The organism is Agathobaculum sp. Marseille-P7918 (assembly GCF_964248325.1).
GTDB lineage: Bacteria > Bacillota > Clostridia > Oscillospirales > Butyricicoccaceae > Agathobaculum.
This window is the reverse complement of record NZ_CAXTXI010000001.1, coordinates 556,541-579,358: the sequence shown is the minus strand read 5'-3', so window position 1 is coordinate 579,358 and position 22,818 is coordinate 556,541. Positions and strand designations below refer to the sequence as shown.

Annotated in this window: 19 protein-coding genes; 16 read left to right on the top strand and 3 right to left on the bottom strand. The window is 54.4% G+C overall.

What is annotated here, in order from left to right; translation table 11 throughout:
• The first annotated feature begins 26 nt into the window (after nucleotides 1-26).
• The 4 genes from aspS to ACESSO_RS02885 all read left to right on the top strand — a co-directional run bounded on the left by aspS (nucleotide 27) and on the right by ACESSO_RS02885 (nucleotide 6,523).
• Nucleotides 27-1,838 (top strand): aspartate--tRNA ligase, encoded by a 1,812-nt coding sequence (aspS, locus tag ACESSO_RS02900; protein WP_373163536.1) that lies wholly within the window; start codon nucleotides 27-29, stop codon nucleotides 1,836-1,838.
• Nucleotides 1,839-1,910: 72 nt separating this feature from the next.
• A complete protein-coding gene (locus ACESSO_RS02895) occupies nucleotides 1,911-3,854 on the top strand; it encodes an LTA synthase family protein (RefSeq protein ID WP_373163535.1) in 1,944 nt (647 codons plus the stop codon).
• A 414-nt stretch (nucleotides 3,855-4,268) separates the two neighbouring features.
• On the top strand, nucleotides 4,269-5,990 hold the full coding sequence (locus ACESSO_RS02890) for a solute:sodium symporter family transporter (RefSeq protein WP_373163534.1): 1,722 nt from the start codon (nucleotides 4,269-4,271) through the stop codon (nucleotides 5,988-5,990).
• A 128-nt stretch (nucleotides 5,991-6,118) separates the two neighbouring features.
• Nucleotides 6,119-6,523, top strand: a complete 405-nt coding sequence (locus ACESSO_RS02885) for a VOC family protein (protein WP_373163533.1) — start codon at nucleotides 6,119-6,121, stop codon at nucleotides 6,521-6,523.
• A 95-nt stretch (nucleotides 6,524-6,618) separates the two neighbouring features.
• Here the strand turns inward: ACESSO_RS02885 and iolD are convergent, their stop codons facing one another.
• Both iolD and ACESSO_RS02875 read right to left on the bottom strand, forming a co-directional pair.
• On the bottom strand, nucleotides 6,619-8,580 hold the full coding sequence (gene iolD / locus ACESSO_RS02880) for a 3D-(3,5/4)-trihydroxycyclohexane-1,2-dione acylhydrolase (decyclizing) (protein ID WP_373163624.1): 1,962 nt from the start codon (nucleotides 8,578-8,580) through the stop codon (nucleotides 6,619-6,621).
• 65 nt (nucleotides 8,581-8,645) lie between these two features.
• A complete protein-coding gene (locus ACESSO_RS02875) occupies nucleotides 8,646-9,452 on the bottom strand; it encodes a 5-deoxy-glucuronate isomerase (RefSeq protein ID WP_373163532.1) in 807 nt (268 codons plus the stop codon).
• 337 nt (nucleotides 9,453-9,789) lie between these two features.
• On the opposite strand from ACESSO_RS02875, the gene ACESSO_RS02870 reads away from it, so the two are divergent.
• Nucleotides 9,790-10,671, top strand: coding sequence for an AraC family transcriptional regulator (locus ACESSO_RS02870; RefSeq protein WP_373163531.1), 882 nt, complete (start codon nucleotides 9,790-9,792; stop codon nucleotides 10,669-10,671).
• Between the two features lie 94 nt (nucleotides 10,672-10,765).
• Here the strand turns inward: ACESSO_RS02870 and ACESSO_RS02865 are convergent, their stop codons facing one another.
• A complete protein-coding gene (locus ACESSO_RS02865) occupies nucleotides 10,766-11,521 on the bottom strand; it encodes a DeoR/GlpR family DNA-binding transcription regulator (RefSeq protein ID WP_373163530.1) in 756 nt (251 codons plus the stop codon).
• 548 nt (nucleotides 11,522-12,069) lie between these two features.
• On the opposite strand from ACESSO_RS02865, the gene ACESSO_RS02860 reads away from it, so the two are divergent.
• From ACESSO_RS02860 to ispG, 11 genes are all read left to right on the top strand, one after another.
• Nucleotides 12,070-12,921: a transketolase gene (locus ACESSO_RS02860; protein ID WP_373163529.1), complete on the top strand. Its 852-nt coding sequence runs from the start codon at nucleotides 12,070-12,072 to the stop codon at nucleotides 12,919-12,921.
• Between the two features lie 14 nt (nucleotides 12,922-12,935).
• Nucleotides 12,936-13,901, top strand: coding sequence for a transketolase family protein (locus ACESSO_RS02855; RefSeq protein WP_373163528.1), 966 nt, complete (start codon nucleotides 12,936-12,938; stop codon nucleotides 13,899-13,901).
• A 145-nt stretch (nucleotides 13,902-14,046) separates the two neighbouring features.
• Complete coding sequence (locus tag ACESSO_RS02850) at nucleotides 14,047-15,219, top strand: NADP-dependent malic enzyme (RefSeq protein ID WP_373163527.1); 1,173 nt, start codon at nucleotides 14,047-14,049, stop codon at nucleotides 15,217-15,219.
• Between the two features lie 195 nt (nucleotides 15,220-15,414).
• Nucleotides 15,415-16,350, top strand: coding sequence for a myo-inosose-2 dehydratase (gene iolE / locus ACESSO_RS02845; RefSeq protein ID WP_373163526.1), 936 nt, complete (start codon nucleotides 15,415-15,417; stop codon nucleotides 16,348-16,350).
• 205 nt (nucleotides 16,351-16,555) lie between these two features.
• Nucleotides 16,556-17,281, top strand: coding sequence for a UMP kinase (pyrH, locus tag ACESSO_RS02840; protein ID WP_373163525.1), 726 nt, complete (start codon nucleotides 16,556-16,558; stop codon nucleotides 17,279-17,281).
• Entirely contained in the window at nucleotides 17,278-17,832 is a 555-nt protein-coding gene (gene frr / locus ACESSO_RS02835; protein ID WP_373163524.1) for a ribosome recycling factor, read from the top strand. The genes pyrH and frr overlap by 4 nt, the downstream gene beginning before the upstream one ends.
• 83 nt (nucleotides 17,833-17,915) lie before the next feature.
• On the top strand, nucleotides 17,916-18,665 hold the full coding sequence (locus tag ACESSO_RS02830) for an isoprenyl transferase (protein ID WP_373163523.1): 750 nt from the start codon (nucleotides 17,916-17,918) through the stop codon (nucleotides 18,663-18,665).
• Between the two features lie 24 nt (nucleotides 18,666-18,689).
• Nucleotides 18,690-19,532, top strand: a complete 843-nt coding sequence (locus tag ACESSO_RS02825; RefSeq protein WP_373163522.1) for a phosphatidate cytidylyltransferase — start codon at nucleotides 18,690-18,692, stop codon at nucleotides 19,530-19,532.
• A gap of 11 nt (nucleotides 19,533-19,543) precedes the next feature.
• A complete protein-coding gene (locus ACESSO_RS02820; protein WP_373163521.1) occupies nucleotides 19,544-20,677 on the top strand; it encodes a 1-deoxy-D-xylulose-5-phosphate reductoisomerase in 1,134 nt (377 codons plus the stop codon).
• A 36-nt stretch (nucleotides 20,678-20,713) separates the two neighbouring features.
• Complete coding sequence (rseP, locus tag ACESSO_RS02815; protein ID WP_373163520.1) at nucleotides 20,714-21,754, top strand: RIP metalloprotease RseP; 1,041 nt, start codon at nucleotides 20,714-20,716, stop codon at nucleotides 21,752-21,754.
• On the top strand, nucleotides 21,751-22,809 hold the full coding sequence (ispG, locus tag ACESSO_RS02810) for a flavodoxin-dependent (E)-4-hydroxy-3-methylbut-2-enyl-diphosphate synthase (RefSeq protein ID WP_373163519.1): 1,059 nt from the start codon (nucleotides 21,751-21,753) through the stop codon (nucleotides 22,807-22,809). The genes rseP and ispG overlap by 4 nt, the downstream gene beginning before the upstream one ends.
• Nucleotides 22,810-22,818: the final 9 nt, after the last annotated feature.

Genomic DNA, 22,818 nt, shown 5'->3' with positions numbered 1-22,818 from the left:
AAAATCATAGATGAGGACTGATAAACATGAATAACACATCGATTGCGGGCATGAAGCGCACGCATATGTGCGGCGACCTGCGCGTTTCCGACGCGGGCCAGACGGTCACGGTCAACGGCTGGGTGGACCGTGTGCGTGATAACGGCGGTGTACTGTTCCTGCTCGTGCGCGACCGCGCAGGCATCGTGCAGTGCACGTTCGATAAGTCGGTCAACGCCGAGCTGTTCAACATTGCCTTTACCTGCCGCACGGAGTTTGTCGTTGCGGTGCGCGGCAAGCTGGTTGCGCGCGACGAGGCCGCCATCAACAAAAAGATGCCGACCGGTGAGGTCGAAATCATTGCCGAGGACATCCGCATCCTGTCCAAGGCGGAGACCACGCCGTTTGAAATTGACGATTCCAAGGAGGTCGGCGATCAGGTGCGCCTGAAGTACCGCTACCTCGATCTGCGTCGTCCTTCCATGCAGAAGAATCTGATGCTGCGCCATCGTGTGACCCAGGTGGCTCGCAATTATTTTGACGAGCAGGGTTTCATCGAGATTGAAACGCCGATGCTGACCAAGTCTACGCCCGAGGGTGCGCGAGATTACCTTGTGCCGTCCCGCGTGCATCCGGGTAAGTTTTATGCGCTGCCGCAGTCGCCGCAGCAGTATAAGCAACTCCTGATGTTGTCGGGTATGGACCGTTATATCCAGATCACCCGCTGTTTCCGCGACGAGGATCTGCGTGCCGACCGTCAGCCTGAGTTTACCCAAATCGACCTTGAGATGAGCTTTGTCGAGCAGGATGATGTCATCGCGGTCAATGAGGGTTTCCTCAAACGCGTGTTCAAGGAAGTGCTGGATATCGATATCCAGTTGCCGCTGCCGCGTTTGACCTGGCGCGAGGCAATGGACCGCTTCGGCTCGGATAAGCCGGATACCCGCTTTGGCTTTGAGATCAAGGATATTTCGGATATTGCGGCAAACTGCGGCTTCGGCGTGTTTAAGGGTGCGGTTGAGGCCGGCGGTACGGTACGGCTGATTAACATCAACGGTTATGCCGACAAGTTCCCGCGTAAGGAAATTGATAAGCTGGCAGATTTCGTTAAGACCTATCGTGCAAAGGGCCTTGCGTGGATGAAGGTTGCCGCCGATGGTTCGATGACCTCGTCCTTTGCTAAGTTCCTGACCGAGGAAGAAATCGCAGCCATCAAGGAGCGCGCGGACATGCATGAGAATGACGTGCTGTTTGTGGTTGCAGACGCCTCCGAGGAAACGGCACTCGTTTCGCTGGGGGCGCTGCGCTGTGAACTGGCAAAACGTCTGGGCCTTGCCAAGAAGGACGACTTCAAGCTCCTGTGGGTCACTGAGTTCCCGCAGTTTGAGTACAGCGAGGAAGAGGACCGTTTGGTTGCCAAGCATCATCCCTTCACCGCGCCGATGGACGAGGACATTCCGCTGCTGGATACCGATCCGGCCAAGGTGCGCGCCAAGGCGTATGATATTATCCTCAACGGCTGCGAGCTGGGCGGCGGTTCGATTCGTATCCATGATTCGGAGCTGCAGACCAAGATGTTCGAGGCACTCGGCTTTACGGAAGAGCGTGCCAAGGAGCAGTTCGGACACCTGATTACGGCCTTCTCCTACGGTGCGCCCCCGCACGGTGGCCTTGCCTATGGTCTGGACCGTCTGTGCATGCTGCTGGCGGGGCTGGACTCCATTCGCGACGTGATTGCTTTCCCCAAGGTGCAGAATGCGTCCGATTTGATGATGAGCTGTCCGGATACCGTGGATGCCAAGCAGTTGGATGATTTGTCCATTGCCGTCACCCGTGTGGAAAGCGAACCGGAAGCATAACAGCAGACTGAACAAAGCCGCTGCGGCAGGCCCGTAGCGGCTTTTCTACTTTTCAGAAGGAGAAAAGCAAACGTGCGCCCCAAATGTAAAAAACAAGCAAAAGGCAGGATAATTTTAAGTTATATCGTCAATGCAGTGCTGGCAGTGCTGCTCATTTATGCGGCGGTGTATCTGCTCCGCAAGGGAACGATTTTTTATCGTCCGGAAAGTCAGGAGCCGTTGGGGGTTTTAGCGGCACTGCCGCTGCTGCTGCGTCCGCACAGACGGGCCTCGGCATTTGAACTGGCCGTACATGACATTCTGGTGCTGCTGGCAGCCAGTTCGTTTGCGTTACTGCTGACCGAGTATGTGGTCAAGGGCGGTATTCTGGTGGGGAATACGGCGATTTGGCAGGGGTATCTTGCTCACGCAGCCGTATTTGGGCTTGTCTATGTGTTTGTCGGCAATATTCGCTGGACAACCAATATCGGCATGGGCTTGACGTTGTTGTATGCGCTCATTGACCATTATGTGACCGTGTTCCGCGGCACACCGGTGCTGCTGAGTGATATTTTTGCCATTGGCACGGCAAAAAATGTCGCAGCGAATTATTCGGTACCGATGGAGCTTTCTGTTTTGCAGACGGTCGGGATTGCTGTGCTGTTTTGTGTTGCTGTCTGGCGGATGCGCCGTGTGGCGACACCAAGGCGTTGGCAGTTTATCACGGTATCATTGCTGCTTTGCTGCTGGTTGTATGGCTTACAACTTGCAGGCGATAGTTTTGGTTTTTGGCAGGGCAATCTGCAATACAGTGAATGGTATTATTTTTGCCGGACAGCGGGCAATGCTATTGTAGAGCAGCCGGCAGGGTATTCGGCCGGGGCATTGGAGCAGATTACCGAGGAATATGACGGAGCACAGGGAGAAATTCGCCCGAATATCATCATGATTATGAACGAATCCTTTGCGGATTTGCATGATGTAGGGGAGTTTGAGACAAACGAAGATTATCTGCCGTTTTTACATTCACTGAAAGGGAAGGAGAATACGATTACCGGTGATTTGCTGGTGTCTGTCTTTGGCGGTGGAACGGCAACGACTGAGTTTGAAGTGCTGACGGGGGACACAATGGCGTTCTTGCCGTACGGTTGCTCGCCGTATCAGATGTATGTCAAGCAGGCGACGCCGGGGCTGGTATCCGGTTTATCTGAGCAGGGCTATCAGACCGTATCGCTGCATCCGTATCGCGCAACTTCGTGGAACCGCCAGCAGGTGTATGAACGGTTTGGCTTTGATACACAGTTGTATGAGGATGCTTTTGGGACAAATGCCGAACGGGTACGCAGCTTTATCAGCGACAGCGAGAATTATCGCAAAATCTTTGAGGTATTCGAAAATAAGCAGTCGGATGCGCCGCTGTTCCTGTTTAATGTAACCATGCAGAATCATGGCGGCTATGTGCCGGACGAGAACGATAACTTTGAGCAGACCATCCATTTGACGGGAGAATATGCGGGGAAATATCCTGAGGTAGACGAATACTTGTCGCTGGTAAAGCGCAGCGATGCAGCGATTGAAGAACTGATTGCGTACTTTTCTGCGGTAGATGAGCCAACGGCTATCATCTTTTTTGGTGATCATCAGCCGAATTTGTCGAGTGCGTTTTATGAAGAGCTGATGGAAACTCCGGATGAGGAGCAAAGCTCCGAACAAAAGCAGAAGAAAAAGCTTGCTTCATTTTTCATCTGGGCCAATTATGATATTGAAGAACAGCAGGATGTGCAAATCAGTACCAATTACTTGACCGCTTTTGCGCTGGATTCGTTGGGCTGTGCGACATCAGGATATGACGCACTTCGCTTGGCAGTGCGGGAGCAGATACCGCGCATCAATAACACAGGCTATTACTTACCGGACGGGAGCTGGTTTGCGATGGAAAATGTCGAGTCAGATACGCTGCTGGCTGAATACCAGATGATGCAGTATGCGCATCTGTTCGATGTAAAAAAGCGAGACGATGCATGGTATGAGCCGTGAGGTGAGAAGCGCTCCGCGTCATTGGCGCGAAGCGCTTTTTGCACTTTTTTGTGAAAAATGAACAATATGTTTTGGGTACTAAAATGGTGAAGAAATGGTTAATTTCTTGTGATAATAAAAATTAATTAGTGCGAATTTTACAAAAAAGAGAATTGGATTATGTGCAACTAACCAAAGTGCTAAAAATGGCTCAAAAATGTTTTGCCAATATAGGAACATGGTGCTAAAATGAATGACGGGAAATGAGGCGCGGCTATCGTGCACGTCAGGATCTTCAGTGAAAACTGGTGATCTGTTTTTTTGGGCGCTTGCGTGCGCGCGCCCGCAAAACGGCTGCTTCGCATTACTGGGGAGTGTGTGAAGCGGAATGCCTCTGAACCGGGAAAGAAAGAAAAACAAGAAGGGGAGAAAAACATGCAGTTTTTTAATTCCTTGGCGTTCACCGCGATTTCCTTTGTGGCATTCACGGCGCTCGTCGCAGTTATCTCGTGGTGGAAAACCCGCGGCGATAATCTGGATACGCAGGACGGCTATTATCTGGCTGGCCGTGGCTTAACCGGTCCGGTTATTGCGGGTTCTCTGCTGATGACCAACCTGTCTGCCGAGCAGCTGGTCGGCAACAACGGTCAGGCGGTTCGCGTCGGTATGAGTACGATGGGCTGGGAAGTTACTTCTGCAATCGCGCTGGTTATTTTAGCCTTCGTGCTGATGCCGAGGTACCTCAAGACCGGCTTGACGACTATTCCGCAGTTTTTTGAGCAGCGCTATGATGCCGGCACGCGTCGTTTGGTTTCGATTATCGTGCTGCTGAGCTATGTTGTCATCATGCTGCCGAACATCCTGTATGCCGGCGCACAGGTGTTTGTGAATATCTTTGGTTTGGATAAAATGTTCGGCATTTCGTATTTTGCAGCTATCGCCATCGTGTGTGTGGCTACTGCGATTGTCGGTTCGATTTACGCCATCTTTGGCGGTTTGAAGGCAATTGCATTGTCTGACTCCATCAACGGCTTGGGCCTGATTGTCGGCGGCCTGCTGGTGCCGGTGTTCGGCTTTATGTTCCTGTCCGGACAGTTGGGCGGCGACGGCAGTTTCATGGATGGCTTTGACAAGTTCCTGCATACCGACCCGGCGTATCTGAACGCGATTAACGAGGTGAATTCTCCCGAGCCGTGGCTCCCGTGGCCGCTGCTGCTGACCGGTCTGCTGGTTAATAACATGTACTACTGGGCGACCAACCAGTCCATCATTCAGCGTGCCTTCGGCGCAAAGAACCTCAAGGAAGCGCAGAAGGGTGCGGTATTCGCGGGCTTCCTCAAAATCATGACTCCGCTGATTATCGTTGTGCCGGGCGTTATCTGTGCGCTGGCATATCCCGGTCAGGACTGGGGCAGCGGTGACTCGGCTTATCCGATGCTGGTTGCCGAGGTAATGCCTAAGCCGGTCCTTGGTTTCTTCGCGGCTGTTATGTTCGGTGCGATTCTCTCGTCCTTTAACTCGGTACTTAACTCTGCATCCACCATTTATGCGCTGGATATTCATCGTCCGATTTTCAATCCGACTGCATCCGATGCACATATGGTAAAGGTCGGCCAGAATTTTGGCACAATTGTTGCAATCGTATCCACTATCATGAGCCCGTTTATGCTGTACATGGGCGGTATCACGAGCTTTGTAAACTCGGCGTTTGCTGCGTTTAATACCCCGATTTTTGTCTGCCTGCTGTGCGGCTTCTTCTGGAAGAAGGTACCCTCCATCGCAGCGAAAATCGTTATTCCGGTTCATGTTGTGCTGTATTTCACCTTGCAGTTTGGCCTGCGCAATGTTATCCCGTGGCTGAAGGATGTCCACTATCTGTACTTCACTGCGATTCTGTTCGTGTTCGATATGCTGCTGATGTGGGTTATCGTCAAGAAGAATCCGCGTCCGGAAGACTTTATCCTGCATGACGCTAAGGCGGTTGATATGACGCCGTGGAAGAATGGCAAGGTTTGGGCGACGGTTACGCTGCTCATCATGGTTATCGCATACGTCATCTTCTCTCCGCTCGGCTTCGGCAAGAGCGAGACCTCTACCTTTGAACGTTATCAGGCAAATCATGCATCGACCTCGGTTACCGAGACGGTGCAGGAATAAAAGGTACATAAATGCAGGGCTGTCCCGTTTGGGACGGCCCTTTTTCCTTGCGCTATATGGAGGGAAAGGCTTTGCACGAGCGCTGGAATATGGTAAAATGATAACGATATAAAGGAGGCTTGTCAGCTATGAAGGAATTATACAAGGGCTTGGGGCATGTCGCAATCTATACTGTCGATATGGAAGAAAGCATTGCGTTTTATGAAAAGATTGGCGGCAGCGTTTATAAGCGAGACAGTGTGCAGGTGCCGGAGGGGGAGAAGAAACTCACATTGGTGGAATTCGGTGGGTTTCTGCTCGAACTCGTTGAGCCGCCGGAAGGCGAGCTGGTGCCCGCGGGAGAGGGCAGCATTCCGCATTTTGCAGTCTATGTGGATGATTTGGATAAAGCAGCCGCTGCCATTAAGGCTGCAGGGATAATCTCGTTCATGACACCGGAGAAAAAGGTGATGCCGGAGACCTTCGGCGGTCTGCAGAACTGGTTCTTTACCGGCCCGTCCGGGGAACAGATTGAGCTGCTGCAAATGCTTTGAGTTAGCAGCTGATTTTATCTATAAAACATACCATAATGGAAGAGCGCCTTCGGGATATTTCCCGAAGGCGCTCTTTATTGAGAGTAAGAGAGAGATCAATAGTGACGAGCTTCGTACAGATGCTCTTCAATTGCCTTGCGCGCAGCCTGCACTTCCGGCTTGGTGGAAACTTCTGCTACGCCGACGCGCCACCAGTTCTCATAACCGGCAGACATCGTCTTAGGCAGAACCTTCATATCAATAACAGTGGAAACGGTCTGCTTTTTGGCGTCTTCAATGGCAGCCTTGAGTTCATCCATCGTTTTGACGGTGTAGGTCTTGCAGCCGTATGCTGCACCGATGGCCGCATAGTCAATCTGGATGACCTTGCCCTTATGGATGCCGTTGGTTACGCCCTCTTCCAGCATGTTCTTCTCAGTGCAGATGCAGGCGTTGCCCTGACCAACCTCGAGGTTGTTGATGCAGCCAAAGGAAGCGTTATCAAACAGCATGACGTTGATCTTCTTGCCGATCTGGACGGAGGTAATCAGTTCGGAGTGCAGCATGTCGAACGAGCCGTCGCCGCACATTGCGTAGACTTCCTTGTCCGGGCAAGCGAGCTTTGCACCCAGTGCAGAAGCGATTTCGTAACCCATGCAGGAATAGCCGTATTCCATGTGATAGGTGTTAATCTTGGAGGCGCGCCACAGACCCTGCATGTCGCCCGGCAGGGAGCCGGCAGCCGCACAGACGATGGCGTCGTCATCGATCAGATGGTTGATAGCACCGAGTACCGCAGTCTGGCACAGCTTGCAGCCGGTGTCCTCGATGTACTTTTCAACACACTGACGGTTTGCATCGTTGATTTCCGGAACAAAGGAATCCTTGTCGGTGTAAACACAGTTGTCCAGACGCTCTACTTCGGTGAACCACTCCTTGCGCAGTGCGGCAACTTCTTCCGCATAAGCGGCATCGGTGTGGTAGCCGATCTTCTTAAGCTCTTCGCCGATGGCGGTCAGTGCCTCGTTGGCATCGGCCACAACCGGGGTAGCGTCCATCTTGTATGCCTGGAACTCGGACGGATTGATGTTAACAAACTTGGCGTCCGTACGGTACAGCCACTTGGAAGCGGTGGTGAAGTCGGTGTAGCGAGTGCCGACGCCGATGACAACATCCGCCTCATGAGCCAGCTTGTTGGCTGCAATGCCGCCGGTGGTGCCCAGACCGCCGAGGTTCAGCTCGTGGGTCCACTCTACTGCGCTCTTGCCCGCCTGCGTCTCGCCGAACGCAATACCGAAGTCTTCTGCGAACTTCTTGAACACCTTGTGCGCTTCTGCATAGCGAACGCCGCCGCCGCAGATAAGAAGCGGCTTCTTGGCGGTCTTGATGACCTCGACAGCCTTCTCCAGTGCGTACTTGGTGATCGGACGGCGGTCAATGCGCCATACGCGCTTCTTGAAGAAATCAACCGGATAGTCATAGGCTTCCGCCTGTACGTCCTGCGGCAGGGAGATTGCAACCGCACCGGTGTTGGCGGTATCGGTCAGCACGCGCATTGCGGAAATCATGTCGGTCATAACCTGCTCCGGACGGTTGATGCGGCCCCAGTACTTGGTGACGGCCTGGAATGCATCGTGCGCGGAAATGGTCAGGTTCTGGGGCTGCTCCATCTGCTGGAGAACCGGGTCAGGCTGACGGGAAGCGTAAATATCACCCGGCAGAATGAGAACCGGGATGTTGTTGGCGGTAGCGGTTGCAGCGGCGGTTACCATGTTGCACGCGCCGGGGCCGACAGAAGAAGTCGCAGCGAAAATCTGCTTGCGGCGCATCTGCTTGGCGTAGCCGACAGCGGCCAGCGCCATGCCCTGCTCGTTCTTGCCCTGATAGACAACCATGTCCTTCAGTTCCTGCTCAACACCGTTGGCAAAGCCGACAACGTTGCCGTGACCGGGCAGCATGAAAATGCCCTTGACAAACTTGTGCTCCTGCTCGTTGCCATCCATGTCAATGTAGCTGACATACTGGTTTTCGAGGAAGCGAACGAGCGCCTGAGAAGCGGTCAGGCGTACCGTTTCCATATGCTTCATAGGTTTATGTTCCTCCTAAAAAAGATTCTATTTCGTCAATCGGGATTAGAAAAGGCTCAGTTGCCGGTCGGGCAGTGCCAGATGTGATCATTGGCGTCGTCCGCGAGCAGCCACAGATGCTCCTCGTCGTCGATACGGGTCTTATCCCACGGATTGCCCGGCAGATGACGGATGCCCCAAGCATAGCAGCAGGAGTAGCCCGGAGCGGTAACCTGAGAGTGCATCTTGTCGGTGATGATGGCAAGGCCGTTGTGATGGGTCTCGTAGATTTCGCCGTTGCCCCAGCCTGCGCCGAAGCCCATCGGCTTGTCATAGCGATAGAAGTAGCACTCCGGCTGCGGATGATGATGCGGCGGATAGCTCGACCACTTGCCCGGCAGGTTGACAACCTCGCCCAGCACCATGTTGGAGTAGGGGGCGTTGTCCAGATCGAAGCAGGTGCGCACATCACGCTTGATGCAGCCCATCAGTTCGCCCTGATTGCCGCGCGCCCAAGTGTCGGTGTCTTCCGGCTTATACATTTTGTTCGGGAAGGTCTTGTCGTTTAAGGTCTTCTGGATATAGATATTGCAGGGGCCGTGTGCGGTAATCTTGACCTTGGTACCCTTGCAGACATGCAGGCAGGACGGGTTGTAGTCGAACGGATTGGGACGGTCGACGTCGTAGGACTGGTCATCCCATTCGAGTGTGCACGTGCCGTCAAATACCAGAGCAGCCAGTTCCTTTTCCGGCTCCTCGAAAGAGTAGGTGTCGCCATCCTCCATTACGAGCAGGGCAACGTCCATCATGGCGTCCTTGCCGATGCCCTCGTCCAGACGGATATATTCGTTGTATCCGCGCTTGACTTGCTTATCAATGTACATAACTGTTTCCCTCCAAAAAAAGATTTTTTTGGTACAGCGTCCGGCATTTTGGCCGGGCGGTTGGCGGTCAGCCACGATAAGGCTGTCCAACCTTCATTATAACATGCGGCAGCAAATGCTTTCAACGCATTCGCTGCTGCGCGGGAACTCTTTGTCATTTAGCACAAAAACCGGCTCGGTTCTTCTGTCAAATGATACAACAAAAATACGATTTTTTAATTTCGTTCTCTTGCATTTGTTCCCGTTTGTAACTATAATTATAGCAGATAGCGACAAAAATGCTTGCAATATCTTCATGAGCAATAACACTATTTTAAGGAAAATGCGGAGGGACGAAATGGACGCGGCAAGGCGGGAAAAACGGGAACACGGCACGCAGGCGTTTCCCTTTCAGATTTATCCTGCACTGGACGGCAGCGAAGCGGATGACAGTGACTTTATTCCCTATCACTGGCATCCGGAATTGGAGATTATCACGGTGGATGCAGGACATGTGTCGCTGACCATTGCGGACCATGTTTACGAGGGAGAGCATGGGGACGTGTTTTTCGCTGCGGGAGAAGAACTGCATGAAATCCGCGCGGCGGGACGGGAAAATCAGTTTCGATCTTTTGTGTTTGCAGCGGATTTTTTGCAGTTTGCGCGTGCGGATCAGGTGGAAACGGAGTTGCTTGCACCGCTTGCAGAAGGTCGTCTGCGGTTTGCAACCAGCTTGCGTGCAGGAGAGGACGGACAACGCGAGGTGCGAGCGCTGTTAGCGCAGATTGTGCGCGCCTGCTTGGCACGGGCGCCGGGGTACCAGCTTGCGGTCAAGGCGGCGCTGCTCGGCATCGTGGCGGTATGCGCGCAGGTCGGGCTGTTGACCGGTAAGAGGGTGCGCCCGGGCGCGGATTATAAGGCGCGGCAGCTCAAGGAGATTGTGGGGTATTTAGGTGCGCATTTTACCGAACCGCTGTCGCTGACTGCGGTAGCGGCGCATTTCGGCCTGTCGCCACAGTATTTTAGCAGCTTTTTCCGGGAGAATTTCGGACGGACGTTCACGCAGCATATCAACTCCCTGCGCATCGAGCAGGCGGCCCGTCTGCTGCGCGAGAGCGACCTACCGGTGATGGAGGTTGGCTTTAATGTCGGATTTGATAATTTCAGCTATTTTATCAAGCGATTTCGTGCGGTTTATGGTGTTTCGCCCTCCAATTATCGAAAAAACAGTCTGGCGTGATATCGGGAAAAGAAAAACGGGCGGCTTCGGATGCAATCCGAAGCCGCCCGTTAATTTTGTTACAATGAGAAGCTATGTCACCGCAGTGTCGTAGTCATTCAAACCGGAGCTTGACGTTTTCCTGCCGGCACAGGTCGACATATTCCTTCGGCGGTTCACGGTCGGTGATAAAGGCGGTCAAATCCTTCAGATGACAGAAGGTGACAATGGCCTCCTTGCCGATTTTGGAGGAATCGACCATGCCGTAAATCATGTCCGCGCGATGGACGACCGCACGCTTAATCTCCGCCTCCAGGAAGGTGGTGTTGGTCATGCCTGCGGTCAGAGACACGCCGGTGGCGCCCATGAAGGCTTTATTGATGCGCATAGCGCTGAGTGATTCAATCGTGGACAGACCGACGAACGAGTCGGTTGTCGGGCTATAGATGCCGCCAAGCGAGATAATGTTGAGATTATCATATTTGGATGCCTCGCTGAGCGCACCAAGCGAATGTGTGATGATGGTGATGCGCTTTTTGGCGACCAGAAAACGCAGCAGGCACAATGTTGTCGTGCCGGAATCAATAAAAATGGTATCGCCGTCGGCAACCTCCTCTGCGGCCAGACGGCCGATGAGAGATTTGTCAATCGGATTGAGTCCGGAACGGATAGGTGTCGGCACAGCGCCGGAGGGGACGGTGGCGGTAACGCCGCCGTATACCTTAGTGATATGTCCGCGCACCTCAAGCTCGTTCAAATCGCGGCGGATGGTGTTCTTGGAAACACCGAAAACCTCGCATAATTCATCAATGCTGACAGTTTCACGTGAGATAACATATTGTTCAATTGAATTGAGACGGCTGACTTTCATCTTCCCTTTTCCCCATTCTTACCCGAAAATTAACCAGAATAACTTTTTATAGTTTATCAAAAAATGCATAAAATGTCTACTGGTTCAAAAAATGGCGAAAATGGGTGAATGTGTTCAATAATTATAAACTATTACGTGCGGGGGCGTGAACGCAGCAATGTTTTTGGGATTAAAAAGGGAAAATTGAATTTAAAAATATTTCTTCGTGGAAATAAGGTGGTTGTTTTTTGGTCATATCTGTCAAGTGGCTGGACAGGCAGCAAAAATTGAGGAACGCAGCAGGAATGCTGCAATAAGATGCCCAAGAAAATACAGAAATACAACCAATACATAACAAACAAATTTCAAAAAAAAGCCAGCGATTTTTTATAAAATATTCCGAAGAGTACAAAACAAGGGGTGGAATTTTTGTGAACAAATGTGTGAATTCTGGTTGAAATTTGGGTAGCTTGGTGATACACTGTAATCGATATACAGCGGCCAGCCGCCGCTGTTGCCGGAACCTGTTCCGTGGAGAGAAAATATTTTGAATTAGGCAGGTGTATGCAATGCAGAAAGCAGAAAAGATGCAGGAGCTTCGCGTATTTGCGCAGGAAATCCGTTTGGAAACCCTGAAAACCATCGGCTCGCTCGGCTTTGGTCATGTGGGCGGTTCGATGTCCATCATTGACGCGCTGGCCGTTCTGTATGGTGAAGTAATGAAGATTGATCCGAAGAATCCCCGCTGGGAGGATCGTGACTGGTGCGTGCTGTCCAAGGGACATGCTGGCCCGGCAATGTACGCCACCCTCGGCTTGAAGGGCTTCTATCCGATTGAGGATGCCTATACGCTCAACCAGCCGCACACCAACTTCCCGTCCCATACCGACCGCACCAAGACCCCCGGTGTTGACCTGACCACCGGCTCGCTCGGTCAGGGCATGTCCACCGCTACGGGCGCGGCGCTCGGCAACAAAATCGACGGCCGCGACAATCATGTATTCGTGTTTGTCGGCGACGGCGAGGCGGACGAGGGCCAGATTTGGGAAGGCGCTCAGTTTGCGGTACATTATCAGCTGGATAATCTGGTTTGCTTTGTCGACGACAACAAGTATCAGCTCGACGGTGCATGCGAGAAGGTCATGAAGCATGCCAAGGGTATTGGCGCCAAGTTTGCAGCGTTCGGCTGGAACGTAGTCGAGTGCGAAGACGGCAACGATGTCGAGCAGATTTACGACGCGATTCAGAATGCTTACGCCACCAAGGGCGTGCCGACCTGCATTGTGCTGAACACGGTCAAGGGCAAGGGCGCTACCTTTGCCGACGGTACGGGCGCGCATTCTTCTCAGCCGTCCAAGGAGCAGTGGGATGAAGCCATTGCCTATGCTGAGAAGCAGCTCGCTGAGATCAAGGCACAGTAAGGGAGGGTACGAACATGAGCTTTACTTTGATTGGCAAACACGAAAAGGATTCTCGTGCAAACCGCGATGGTTACGTTACCGCGATGCTCGAGATGATGGAGAAGGACCCCACGGTCATGCATGTTGACTGTGACCTCGAAAACTGCATTAACACCGGCAAGCTGGCAAAGGCTTTCCCGGAGCGTACCATCAACGCAGGTATCGCGGAAGCTAACGCTGTTGGCGTATCTGCCGGCCTGTGCGCAACGGGCAAGACCGTATTCGTGCACTCTTTCGGCTGCTTTGCCTCCCGCCGTGCATTTGACCAGGCGTTCATGAGCGCAGCTTATGCAAAGCTGCCGGTACATATCGTCGGTTCTGACCCCGGCGTATGCGCGGCTTACAACGGCGGCACCCATATGCCGTTTGAGGATTGCGCACTGTACATGTCTATTCCGGACGCAGTTGTTGTTGATCCGGTCGACTACGCACAGATCAACTGCCTGACCAAGAAGCTGGCGGAATCCGGCAAGTTCTCTTACATGCGCATGATCCGCAAGACCTTCACTACTGTTTACGGCGACGGCTCCGACTTCGAGATCGGCAAGGGCGTCACCCTGAAGGAAGGCAAGGACGTTGCCATCATCGCTTCCGGCATCATGGTGGACGAGGCACTCAAGGCGCAGGAGCAGCTGGCTGCTGAGGGCATTTCCGCAAAGGTGATTGACATGTTCACCTGGAAGCCGCTGGACGAGCAGCTCATCATCGACTCTGCCAAGGAGTGCGGCGCGATCGTAACCGCAGAGAACCATCAGGTCAAGTGCGGCCTTGGTTCTGCAATTGCCAACGTTGTTATCCAGAATTGCCCGGTTCCGATGGAGATGGTCGGCGTTGAGGATCGCTTCGGCCAGGTTGGCGCGGAGAGCTTCCTGCGTGAGGAGTACGGCCTGACCGCAGCACACATCGTTGAGGCTGCCAAGAAGGCAATTTCCCGCAAGTAATTCAAACAGAACGCAGGCGCGCTGCATTGGCAGCGCGCCTTTTCTGTTTGACGGGTTTGTCCATTCTGCCTCTATGCAGAAGGAGGATTTTGCGGTAAACTGATAATCAGGAAAATTTGTATATAAAGCCGATGGAGGAAACAATATGGATTTAAAAGAGCGCGCTCTTAAGGCGCATGAGCAGTGGGGCGGTAAAATCGAGGTCATTGCACGCTGCGAGGTCAACAGCAAGGAGGATCTTTCGATTGCCTATACGCCGGGTGTTGCCGAGCCGTGTCTGAAAATTAAGGATGACCCGTCCTTAAGCTACACCTATACCCGCCGACATAATCTGGTTGCGGTTATTACGGACGGCACGGCAGTGCTGGGCCTTGGCGACATCGGTCCGGAGGCCGGTATGCCGGTTATGGAGGGGAAGTGCGCGCTGTTCAAGGCGTTTGCGGACGTGGATGCGTTCCCGCTTTGCGTCAAGAGCAAGGATGTGGATGAAATAGTGCGCACAATTCAGCTGATCTCCGGCTCGTTCGGCGGTATCAATCTGGAGGACATCGCCGCGCCGCGCTGCTTTGAGATTGAGCGCAAGCTCAAGGAGGTCTGTGATATTCCGGTGTTCCACGATGACCAGCACGGCACAGCGGTCTGCTGCGGGGCGGCGCTCATCAACGCCTGCCGTCTGACCGGCCGCAAGGTAGAGGATATCAAGATGGTGGTCAATGGCTGCGGTGCGGCCGCGATTGCGGTGACGAAGTTCCTGATGTTCCTCGGTATTCGTGACGTGACCATGGTCGAGCGGTTCGGTATTGTCTGCGAGGGTGACGAGCGTTTGAATCCTGCGCAGGCCGAGATGGCAAAGGTCACCAACCGCAGCCACATGACCGGTACGCTGGAGGACGCCATCAAGGGTGCGGATGTGTTTTTCGGCATGTCGGCTCCGCAGGTGCTGACCAGCGAAATGGTTGCCACCATGGCGGCAAATCCAATGGTGTTTGCCATGGCAAATCCGGTGCCCGAAATCTGGCCGGAGGACGCGAAAAAGGGCGGCGCGGCAGTCGTCGGTACCGGCCGGTCGGATTATCCCAACCAGATTAACAACGTGCTTGCGTTCCCGGGGATTTTCCGCGGTGCGCTGGATGTACGCGCAAGCGATATCAACGAGGAAATGAAGCTCGCCGCTGCCAAGGCGATTGCCTACTGCGTATCGGACGAGGAGCTGACCCCAGAATATATCATGCCGATGGCGTTTGACAAAAAGGTCATCCGCGCGGTTGCGGACGCGGTTGCACAGGCAGCGCGCGACTCGGGTGTGGCGCGCGTTTAAGAGGCGGAACGGTGGGAAAAAGGGGTGTTGCGTGCTCGTGCACGTCGGTACTGTGCAATTTGCTGAAAAAGTTTTTTGCACAGGGCATTTCTGTGCAAAAATGCGTTTGACTTTTAGGATATAGTTGAGTACAATAAGGATAGTAACGGCGCATGCGGAAGCATGCGGCATGAGATAAAATGGAGGGAATAACACATGTTAGATCCGAAGAAAGTAAAGCTGGGCATCTGCCCGATTGGCTGGTCCAATGACGATATGTGGGATCTGGGCGATGAGAACACGTTCCAGCAGTGCATTTCCGAGATGAAGCTCGCGGGCTTCGACGGCTGCGAAGTCGGCCACAAGTATCCGGAGGATAAGGAAGTTCTCAAGCACATGCTCGACGTGCGCAACATGACCATCGCGTCCAAGTGGTTCTCCTCTTTCCTGGTTGACAAGCCGTACGAAGAGGTTGAGGCTGAGTTTATCAAGGAGCTGGATTACCTCTCCTATGTCGGCGCAACCGCCATCAACGTATCCGAGCAGTCCGGCTCCATTCAGGGCAAGCTGGATACCGCTATCCTCGACATGGAGAACAAGCGCGTTCTGACCGACGAAGAGTGGGCTCGTTTCACCGAGGGTCTGAACAAGCTGGGCAAGCTGTCCATGGAGAAGTATGGCATCCGCACCTGCTTCCATCATCACATGGGTACCGTGTGCCAGACGGTGGAGGAGACCACCCGCCTGATGGAGAACACCGATCCCAAGTATGTGTTCCTGTGCTTCGATACCGGCCACTTCACCTTCGCAGGCGAGGACCCGGTCAAGATGCTCGAGAAGTTTGCAGACCGTGTTGGTCACGTTCACCTGAAGAACATGCGTATGCCGATGGTGGAAAAGGCTCGTGCAGAGCACTGGTCCTTCCTCGATGCGGTTCGCGCCGGTGCGTTCACCGTTCCGGGCGATCCGGACGGCTGCGTCGAGTTCGACAAGGTATTCGACCTGCTGGACAAGGCTGGTTACACCGGCTGGATCATGGTTGAGGCCGAGCAGGACCCGGCTAAGGCTAATCCGTACGAGTATGCCAAGATGGGCCGCGAATACATCACCGCACACACCGGTCTGGGCGGCGAAGTCGTTCTTAAGAAGTAAAAGCATACATAAGCAGAAAAATCCCGCTCTGTTTGGAGCGGGATTTTTTTACATCGGAACGGATGCGGACAGGGGAAGTGTGCAAACTTGTACAATGCGTGGTGCAGTTGTGCATAAATTGTAAAATCCATAGCGAAACCCTTTGCAAAATAGGCGTTTATAGGGTAGAATAGAAAACGGGAAAATGAAGCAAGGAGTGTGGAGCATGGAAACACAGAGATATAAGCGAGTTCTCATAAAAATCAGCGGTGAGGCGCTGGCCGGCGATAAGCATTTCGGTCTGAATTTCGATGTGATTGGTCCGGTATGTGATGTGATAAAAAAATGCAACGAACAGGGCTGCGAGATCGGTATTGTCGTTGGCGGCGGTAACTTCTGGCGCGGCGTCAAGGACGGCGGCGGTAAGATGGAGCGCACACGAGCCGACCATATGGGCATGCTGGCGACGACCATCAATGCGCTGGCGCTGGCCGATGCGCTGGAGCAGCGCGGCGTGCCGGTACGTGTGCAGACGGCAATCGAGATGAACCGTATCGCCGAGCCGTACATCCGGCAGCGCGCAACGCGCCATCTGGAAAAGGGCCGCGTGGTCATCTTCGGGTGCGGCACGGGCAACCCGTTCTTCTCGACCGATACTGCGGCGGTGCTGCGTGCGGCGGAAATCGGCGCGGAAGTCATTCTGCTGGCAAAAAATGTCGACGGCGTATACGATTCCGATCCGGCGAAAAATCCCGATGCGAAAAAGTATGACCGTCTGACCTATATGGACGTGCTCAATCAGGGTCTCGGCGTCATGGATACGACCGCGACCTCGCTTTCCATGGATAACCACATTCCGATTTTGGTATTCGCACTTTCCGATCCGGAAAATATTTATCGTGCGGTCAACGGTGAGAAAATCGGCACGATTGTAGAGGAGGACAAATCATGAAGGCTCAGCTCAATGCTTATGAGGAAAAAATGAAGAAAACGCTCGATGTGCTCGCCAAGGAACTGGCGGCTGTTCGCGCAGGCCGCGCAAATCCGGCCGTGCTCGATAAGATTACGGTCGAGTATTACGGCGCGCCGACACCGCTCAATCAGGTGGCTGCGATTTCTTCGCCCGATCCCCGTTCGCTTGCGATCCAGCCGTGGGACGGCTCGATCCTCAAGGCCATAGAAAAGGCAATTCAGGTATCCGATTTGGGTATCAATCCGCAGAACGACGGCAAGCAGATTCGTTTGAGCTTCCCGCCGCTGACGGAGGAGCGCCGTAAGGAACTGATTAAGGGCGTTTCCAAGACGGGTGAGGAATCCAAGGTTGCGCTGCGCAATATTCGACGCGATGCGATTGACAAGTTCAAGGCGGCGCAGAAGAAGAGCGAAATGACCGAGGACGAGCTGCACGAGGGCGAAGACAAGATGCAGAAGCTGACGGATAAGTATGTCAAGGAAGTTGACGCCATGGTTGCCAAGAAGTCCAAGGAGCTGGCCGAGGTGTGACGCTCTGTGCATCGCTCTGAAGGAAAAACAAACAACATTGGGGGGCGGCGGCATGGCCGCCCCTTTGCATGGGGGAAGTATTTGTGGGTCTGTTTACACGGAAAAAGAAAGCAGCCGTATCGGAAAACCGTCCTGTGCCGCGACATATCGCGGTCATCATGGACGGCAATGGCCGTTGGGCGAAAAAGCGCGGTCTGCCGCGGCAGGCAGGGCATAAGGTTGGCGCAGAAACCTTCCGCACCATCGCGACGTACTGCAAGGACATTGGCGTGCAGTATTTTACAGTGTATGCCTTTTCAACGGAAAATTGGAAACGGCCGCAGGAGGAAGTGAACGCGCTGATGAACCTGTTCCGCACCTACTTGAAGGAAGCGGCGGAAACCATGTTTCAGCGCGGGGTTGCGGTGCGAGTGCTGGGCGATTTGACGCCGCTGCCCGAGGATATCCGTGCGCAGATCCGCGAGGTGGATGAGATTGCCGACCGGCTGGGGCCGGATGCGGCGACCGCTTCTCTGTGCATTAACTACGGCGGACGGGATGAAATCAAAAATGCAGTTCGGGCTATTGCAGAGCAGGTGAAAAACGGTGCGCTGGCACCCGAGGACATCACCGAGGAGACAATCGGCGCGCATCTGTATACCGCGCATATGCCCGATCCGGATTTGATTATCCGGCCGTCCGGTGAGATTCGCACCTCGAATTTTCTGTTATGGCAGTCTGCCTATGCGGAGTATTATTTTACCGACGTGTTATGGCCGGACTTTAAGACTGTCGACATGGATGCGGCGATTGATGCGTTCAATAAACGCAATCGCCGGTTCGGCGGCGTATAAACGAACGGAGCGAGGTGTAAAGATATGAAAGCAAGAGTGTTGTTCGGCGTGGTCGGCTTTGTGTTGGTGTTGCTTGCGCTGTATGTGTTTCCGTCGCTCGTGCTGGAGCTGGCGGTTGCGGCGCTGTGCGTGCTGGCGACGTATGAGGTGCTCGGCTCCACCAAGCTGGTGCATAACCGGCTGGAGCTGCTGCTGTGTATGCTGGTCTCACTGGGGCTGGCAATCGGCCATTTTTCTATTTTGCCGCTCGATTTGCAGGACGTGGTGCAGGGCCTGATTTTCGTGCTGCTGATCGGATCGTTTGCAATCGAACTGAAATTTCATCATGGCATGAACGCTTCACAGGTCGCATGGGGCTTTTTCGGCGCACTCATTGTGCCATATCTCATGCTCAGCCTGCTGCGTATTTATCAAATGGACTTTAAGCCGATTGGACAGACCGACTTTCGCGCGGGGCAGTTCATTGTGCTGCTGCCGCTGCTTGCTGCATGGGGCGCGGATACCTGCGCGCTGTTCGCCGGTATGTTTTTTGGCAAACACAAACTTGCGCCGGTTGTCAGCCCGAAAAAAACCGTGGAAGGCGCGGTTGGCGGCGTGATTGGCGGCGCGGTGCTGGTGCTGCTTGTCGCACTGTTGATGAATGCGACGCTTGGCCTCAAGATGCCGCTGTGGTCGGCGGTCGTGCTGGGCGCAGTCGGCGCGGTGCTGGGCGAAGTAGGCGACCTGTCGTTCTCGGTTATCAAGCGGCAGACCGGCATCAAGGATTACGGCCATATTTTCCCGGGACACGGCGGCGTGCTCGACCGGTTTGACAGCGTGCTGTTTGTCGCGCCGTTCGCAGAAATCCTGTTCCGGATCATCTGGTAAGGGTGTGTTTTATGAAAAAAATTGCGATTTTAGGTTCAACCGGGTCGATCGGCACGCAAACGGTCGATATTTTGCCCTCGATTGACGCTGAAGTTGTCGCATTGACGACAAATCGGCGCATAGACTTACTCGAAGAGCAGGCGCGCGCGCTGCATCCGAAGATGGTGTGTGCGTTTGACGAAGCGGCCGCGCGCGACCTCAAGGTCAAGCTCGCGGACACAGATATTTGTGTGCTAAGCGGTGTGGATGGTTTGACGGCCTGTGCGGCGGAGAGCGGCGCGGATATCGTCGTAACCGCGGTTGTTGGCATGGTTGGCCTGCTACCGACACTGGCTGCCATCGATGCGGGCAAGGACATCGCGCTGGCCAACAAGGAGACGCTGGTGTGCGCGGGCGAACTGGTCATGCGCGCGGCGCGGGAAAAGGGCGTCAAAATTCTGCCGGTCGATTCGGAACATTCGGCGATTTTCCAGTGCGCGCAGGCCGCGCAGGGCAATCCGCTTGCGAAAATTATTCTGACTGCGTCGGGCGGCCCGTTTTTCGGAAAAACGGCTGCGGAAATGCGCTCGGTCACGCGTGAGCAGGCGCTTGCGCACCCCAATTGGTCGATGGGCGCGAAGATTACGATTGATTCGGCAACCATGATGAATAAGGGATTGGAACAGATCGAAGCGATGTGGCTGTACGACATGCCGCCCGAGGATATCGAAATCGTCATCCATCGGGAAAGTATTGTGCATTCCGCGGTTGAGTTTGCCGATGGCGCCATGATTGCGCAGCTCGGTCTGCCCGATATGCGTCTGCCGATTCAGTATGCGTTAACTTATCCTGCGCGGGTGCCTTGCAAAGTGCCGCGGCTGTCGCTGGCGGAAGCGGCAAAGCTGACCTTTTATGCGCCCGATTATGAGGCGTTTCCTGCGCTTGGACTTGCGTGGCAGGCGGCTGCACAAAAGGGAGACCGCGGTGCGGTGCTCAACGGTGCAAACGAAGCGGCGGTCGGCCTGTTTCTGGAGGGACGCATCGGCTTTGCCGAGATTGCCGAGCGGGTGGCGCAGGCGCTGGATGCGATTCCGTATCGCAGCAGCGTCACGCTCGACGAGGTGCTTGCGGCTGACCGCGCCGCACGGGAGAGCGTTTTAGCGTGAAGCGGGTTTATTCTGTCCTGTGAGAGGAGAAGTATTTTGCTGCAAATCATACTTGCGATTCTGGCGTTTGGCATGCTGGTCATTGTGCATGAGTTTGGACATTTTATCACGGCCAAGCGCGGCGGGGTACAGGTCAATGAATTCTGGATCGGTATGGGGCCGACGCTGCTGAAGAAGCAGTATCATGGCACGCTGTATTGTCTTAAGGTGCTGCCGTTTGGCGGCGCGTGCGTGATGGAAGGCGAGGATAGCGAGAGCGAAAACGAGCACGCATTCGGCAAGGCAAGTCTGCCGCGGCGCATGCTTATCGTGGCCGCAGGAGCGCTGATGAACTTCCTTGTCGGTTTCCTGATTGTGCTGGCGGTCATGCGGCCAAACGGACCGGACGGCGGCTATATCATCTCGACGCTCGCGTCGGTCGATCCGGCGAGCACGGCTGCGGCAGAGGGCGGCCTGATGGCAGGAGATGAAATCCTCAAGGTGGACGGCTATAAAATCCTGCTGCGCAGCGATTTTGAGGTTGCGCTTGCACGCGGCGAGGATACGACCTACGAGATTGTTGTGCGGCGAAATGGAGAGAAAATCACGCTTCCCGCTGTCAAGCTGGAGGCGACTATCGATGCAGGAGACGGACGCAAAATGATTGGCCTGACCTTTGCCGAGCAGCCGAACAGCATCGGTCTGCATCTGAGCATGGCGGTACGCACCTCGGTCAGCTATGCGCGCATGGTTTGGGCGAGCCTCGGCATGCTTGTCAGCGGACAGGTTGGCGTAGACCAGCTTTCCGGGCCGGTCGGCGTTGCCGAAGTGATGGCGGACACGGCGAAATACAGCATGATTTCCTTTTTCCAGCTTGTCGCGTTTATCTCCATCAATTTGGGCGTGATGAATTTGCTGCCGCTGCCCGCTCTGGATGGCGGACGGCTGCTGTTCCTCATCATAGAGGCGGTGCGCCGCAAGCCGGTGCCGCCCAAGTATGAAGGCTATATCCACGCGGCGGGGCTGGTGCTGCTGCTGGCGCTGATGGTATATGTGACGGGACAGGATATTTTGCGCATTGTTGCGGGAGGTTCATGAACATGAAACAGACCAAACGGATTATGGTGCGGGACGTACCCATCGGCGGCGGTGCGCCGATCGCGGTGCAGTCTATGACCAATACGGATACGCGTGACGCGAAAGCCACACTCAAACAGATTCGTGCGTTGGCGGAAGCGGGCTGCGATATTGTGCGCTGTGCCGTGCCGGACGCGCAGGCAGCAGAAGCACTCAAAGAGATTTGCGCCGGCTCGCCTATCCCGGTCGTGGCGGATATCCATTTTGATTATCGGCTTGCGCTCGCATCCATCGAGGCAGGCGTGGATAAGATTCGCCTCAACCCCGGCAACATCGGAGGAGCCGACCGCGTGCACGCGGTTGTGCAGGCGGCAAAGGAGCGAAAAATCCCGATTCGTATCGGCGTCAACTCCGGTTCGGTCGAAAAGCATATTTTAGAGAAATTCGGCGGCCCCACGCCCGAAGCGATGGTCGAATCTGCGCTGTATCATGTCGGCCTGCTAAATGACTGCGGGTTTGATGATATTTGCATTTCGATCAAGTCGTCTTCCGTGCCGTATACCATGCAGGCGTATCTGCTGGCGCACGAAAAGACGAATTATCCGCTGCATCTCGGCGTGACCGAGGCGGGAACCGAGTATATGGGCACGATTAAGTCTGCGGCGGGTATCGGCGGTCTGCTCGCGCTCGGCGTGGGTGATACCATCCGTGTATCGCTGACCGATGATCCAGTCAAGGAAATCTATGCGGCAAAGGCCATTCTCAAGGCGGTCGGCTGTGCCGAGGACGGCGTCAACGTTGTTTCCTGCCCGACCTGCGGGCGCACCCGTATTGACCTCATCGGTATTGCCAAAGAGGTCGAGCAGCGCTGCATGAATATCCACGGCAAAAAGCTCAAGGTTGCGGTGATGGGCTGTGCGGTCAACGGTCCGGGCGAGGCGCGTGAGGCGGATCTCGGCATCGCGGGCGGCGACGGCGTCGGTTTGATTTTCCGCAAGGGGGAGATCATCAAAAAGGTGCCGCAGGAGCAGTTGGTGGACGAGCTGATGAGTATGATCGAGCATTATGAAGCATAATCCGGAGGA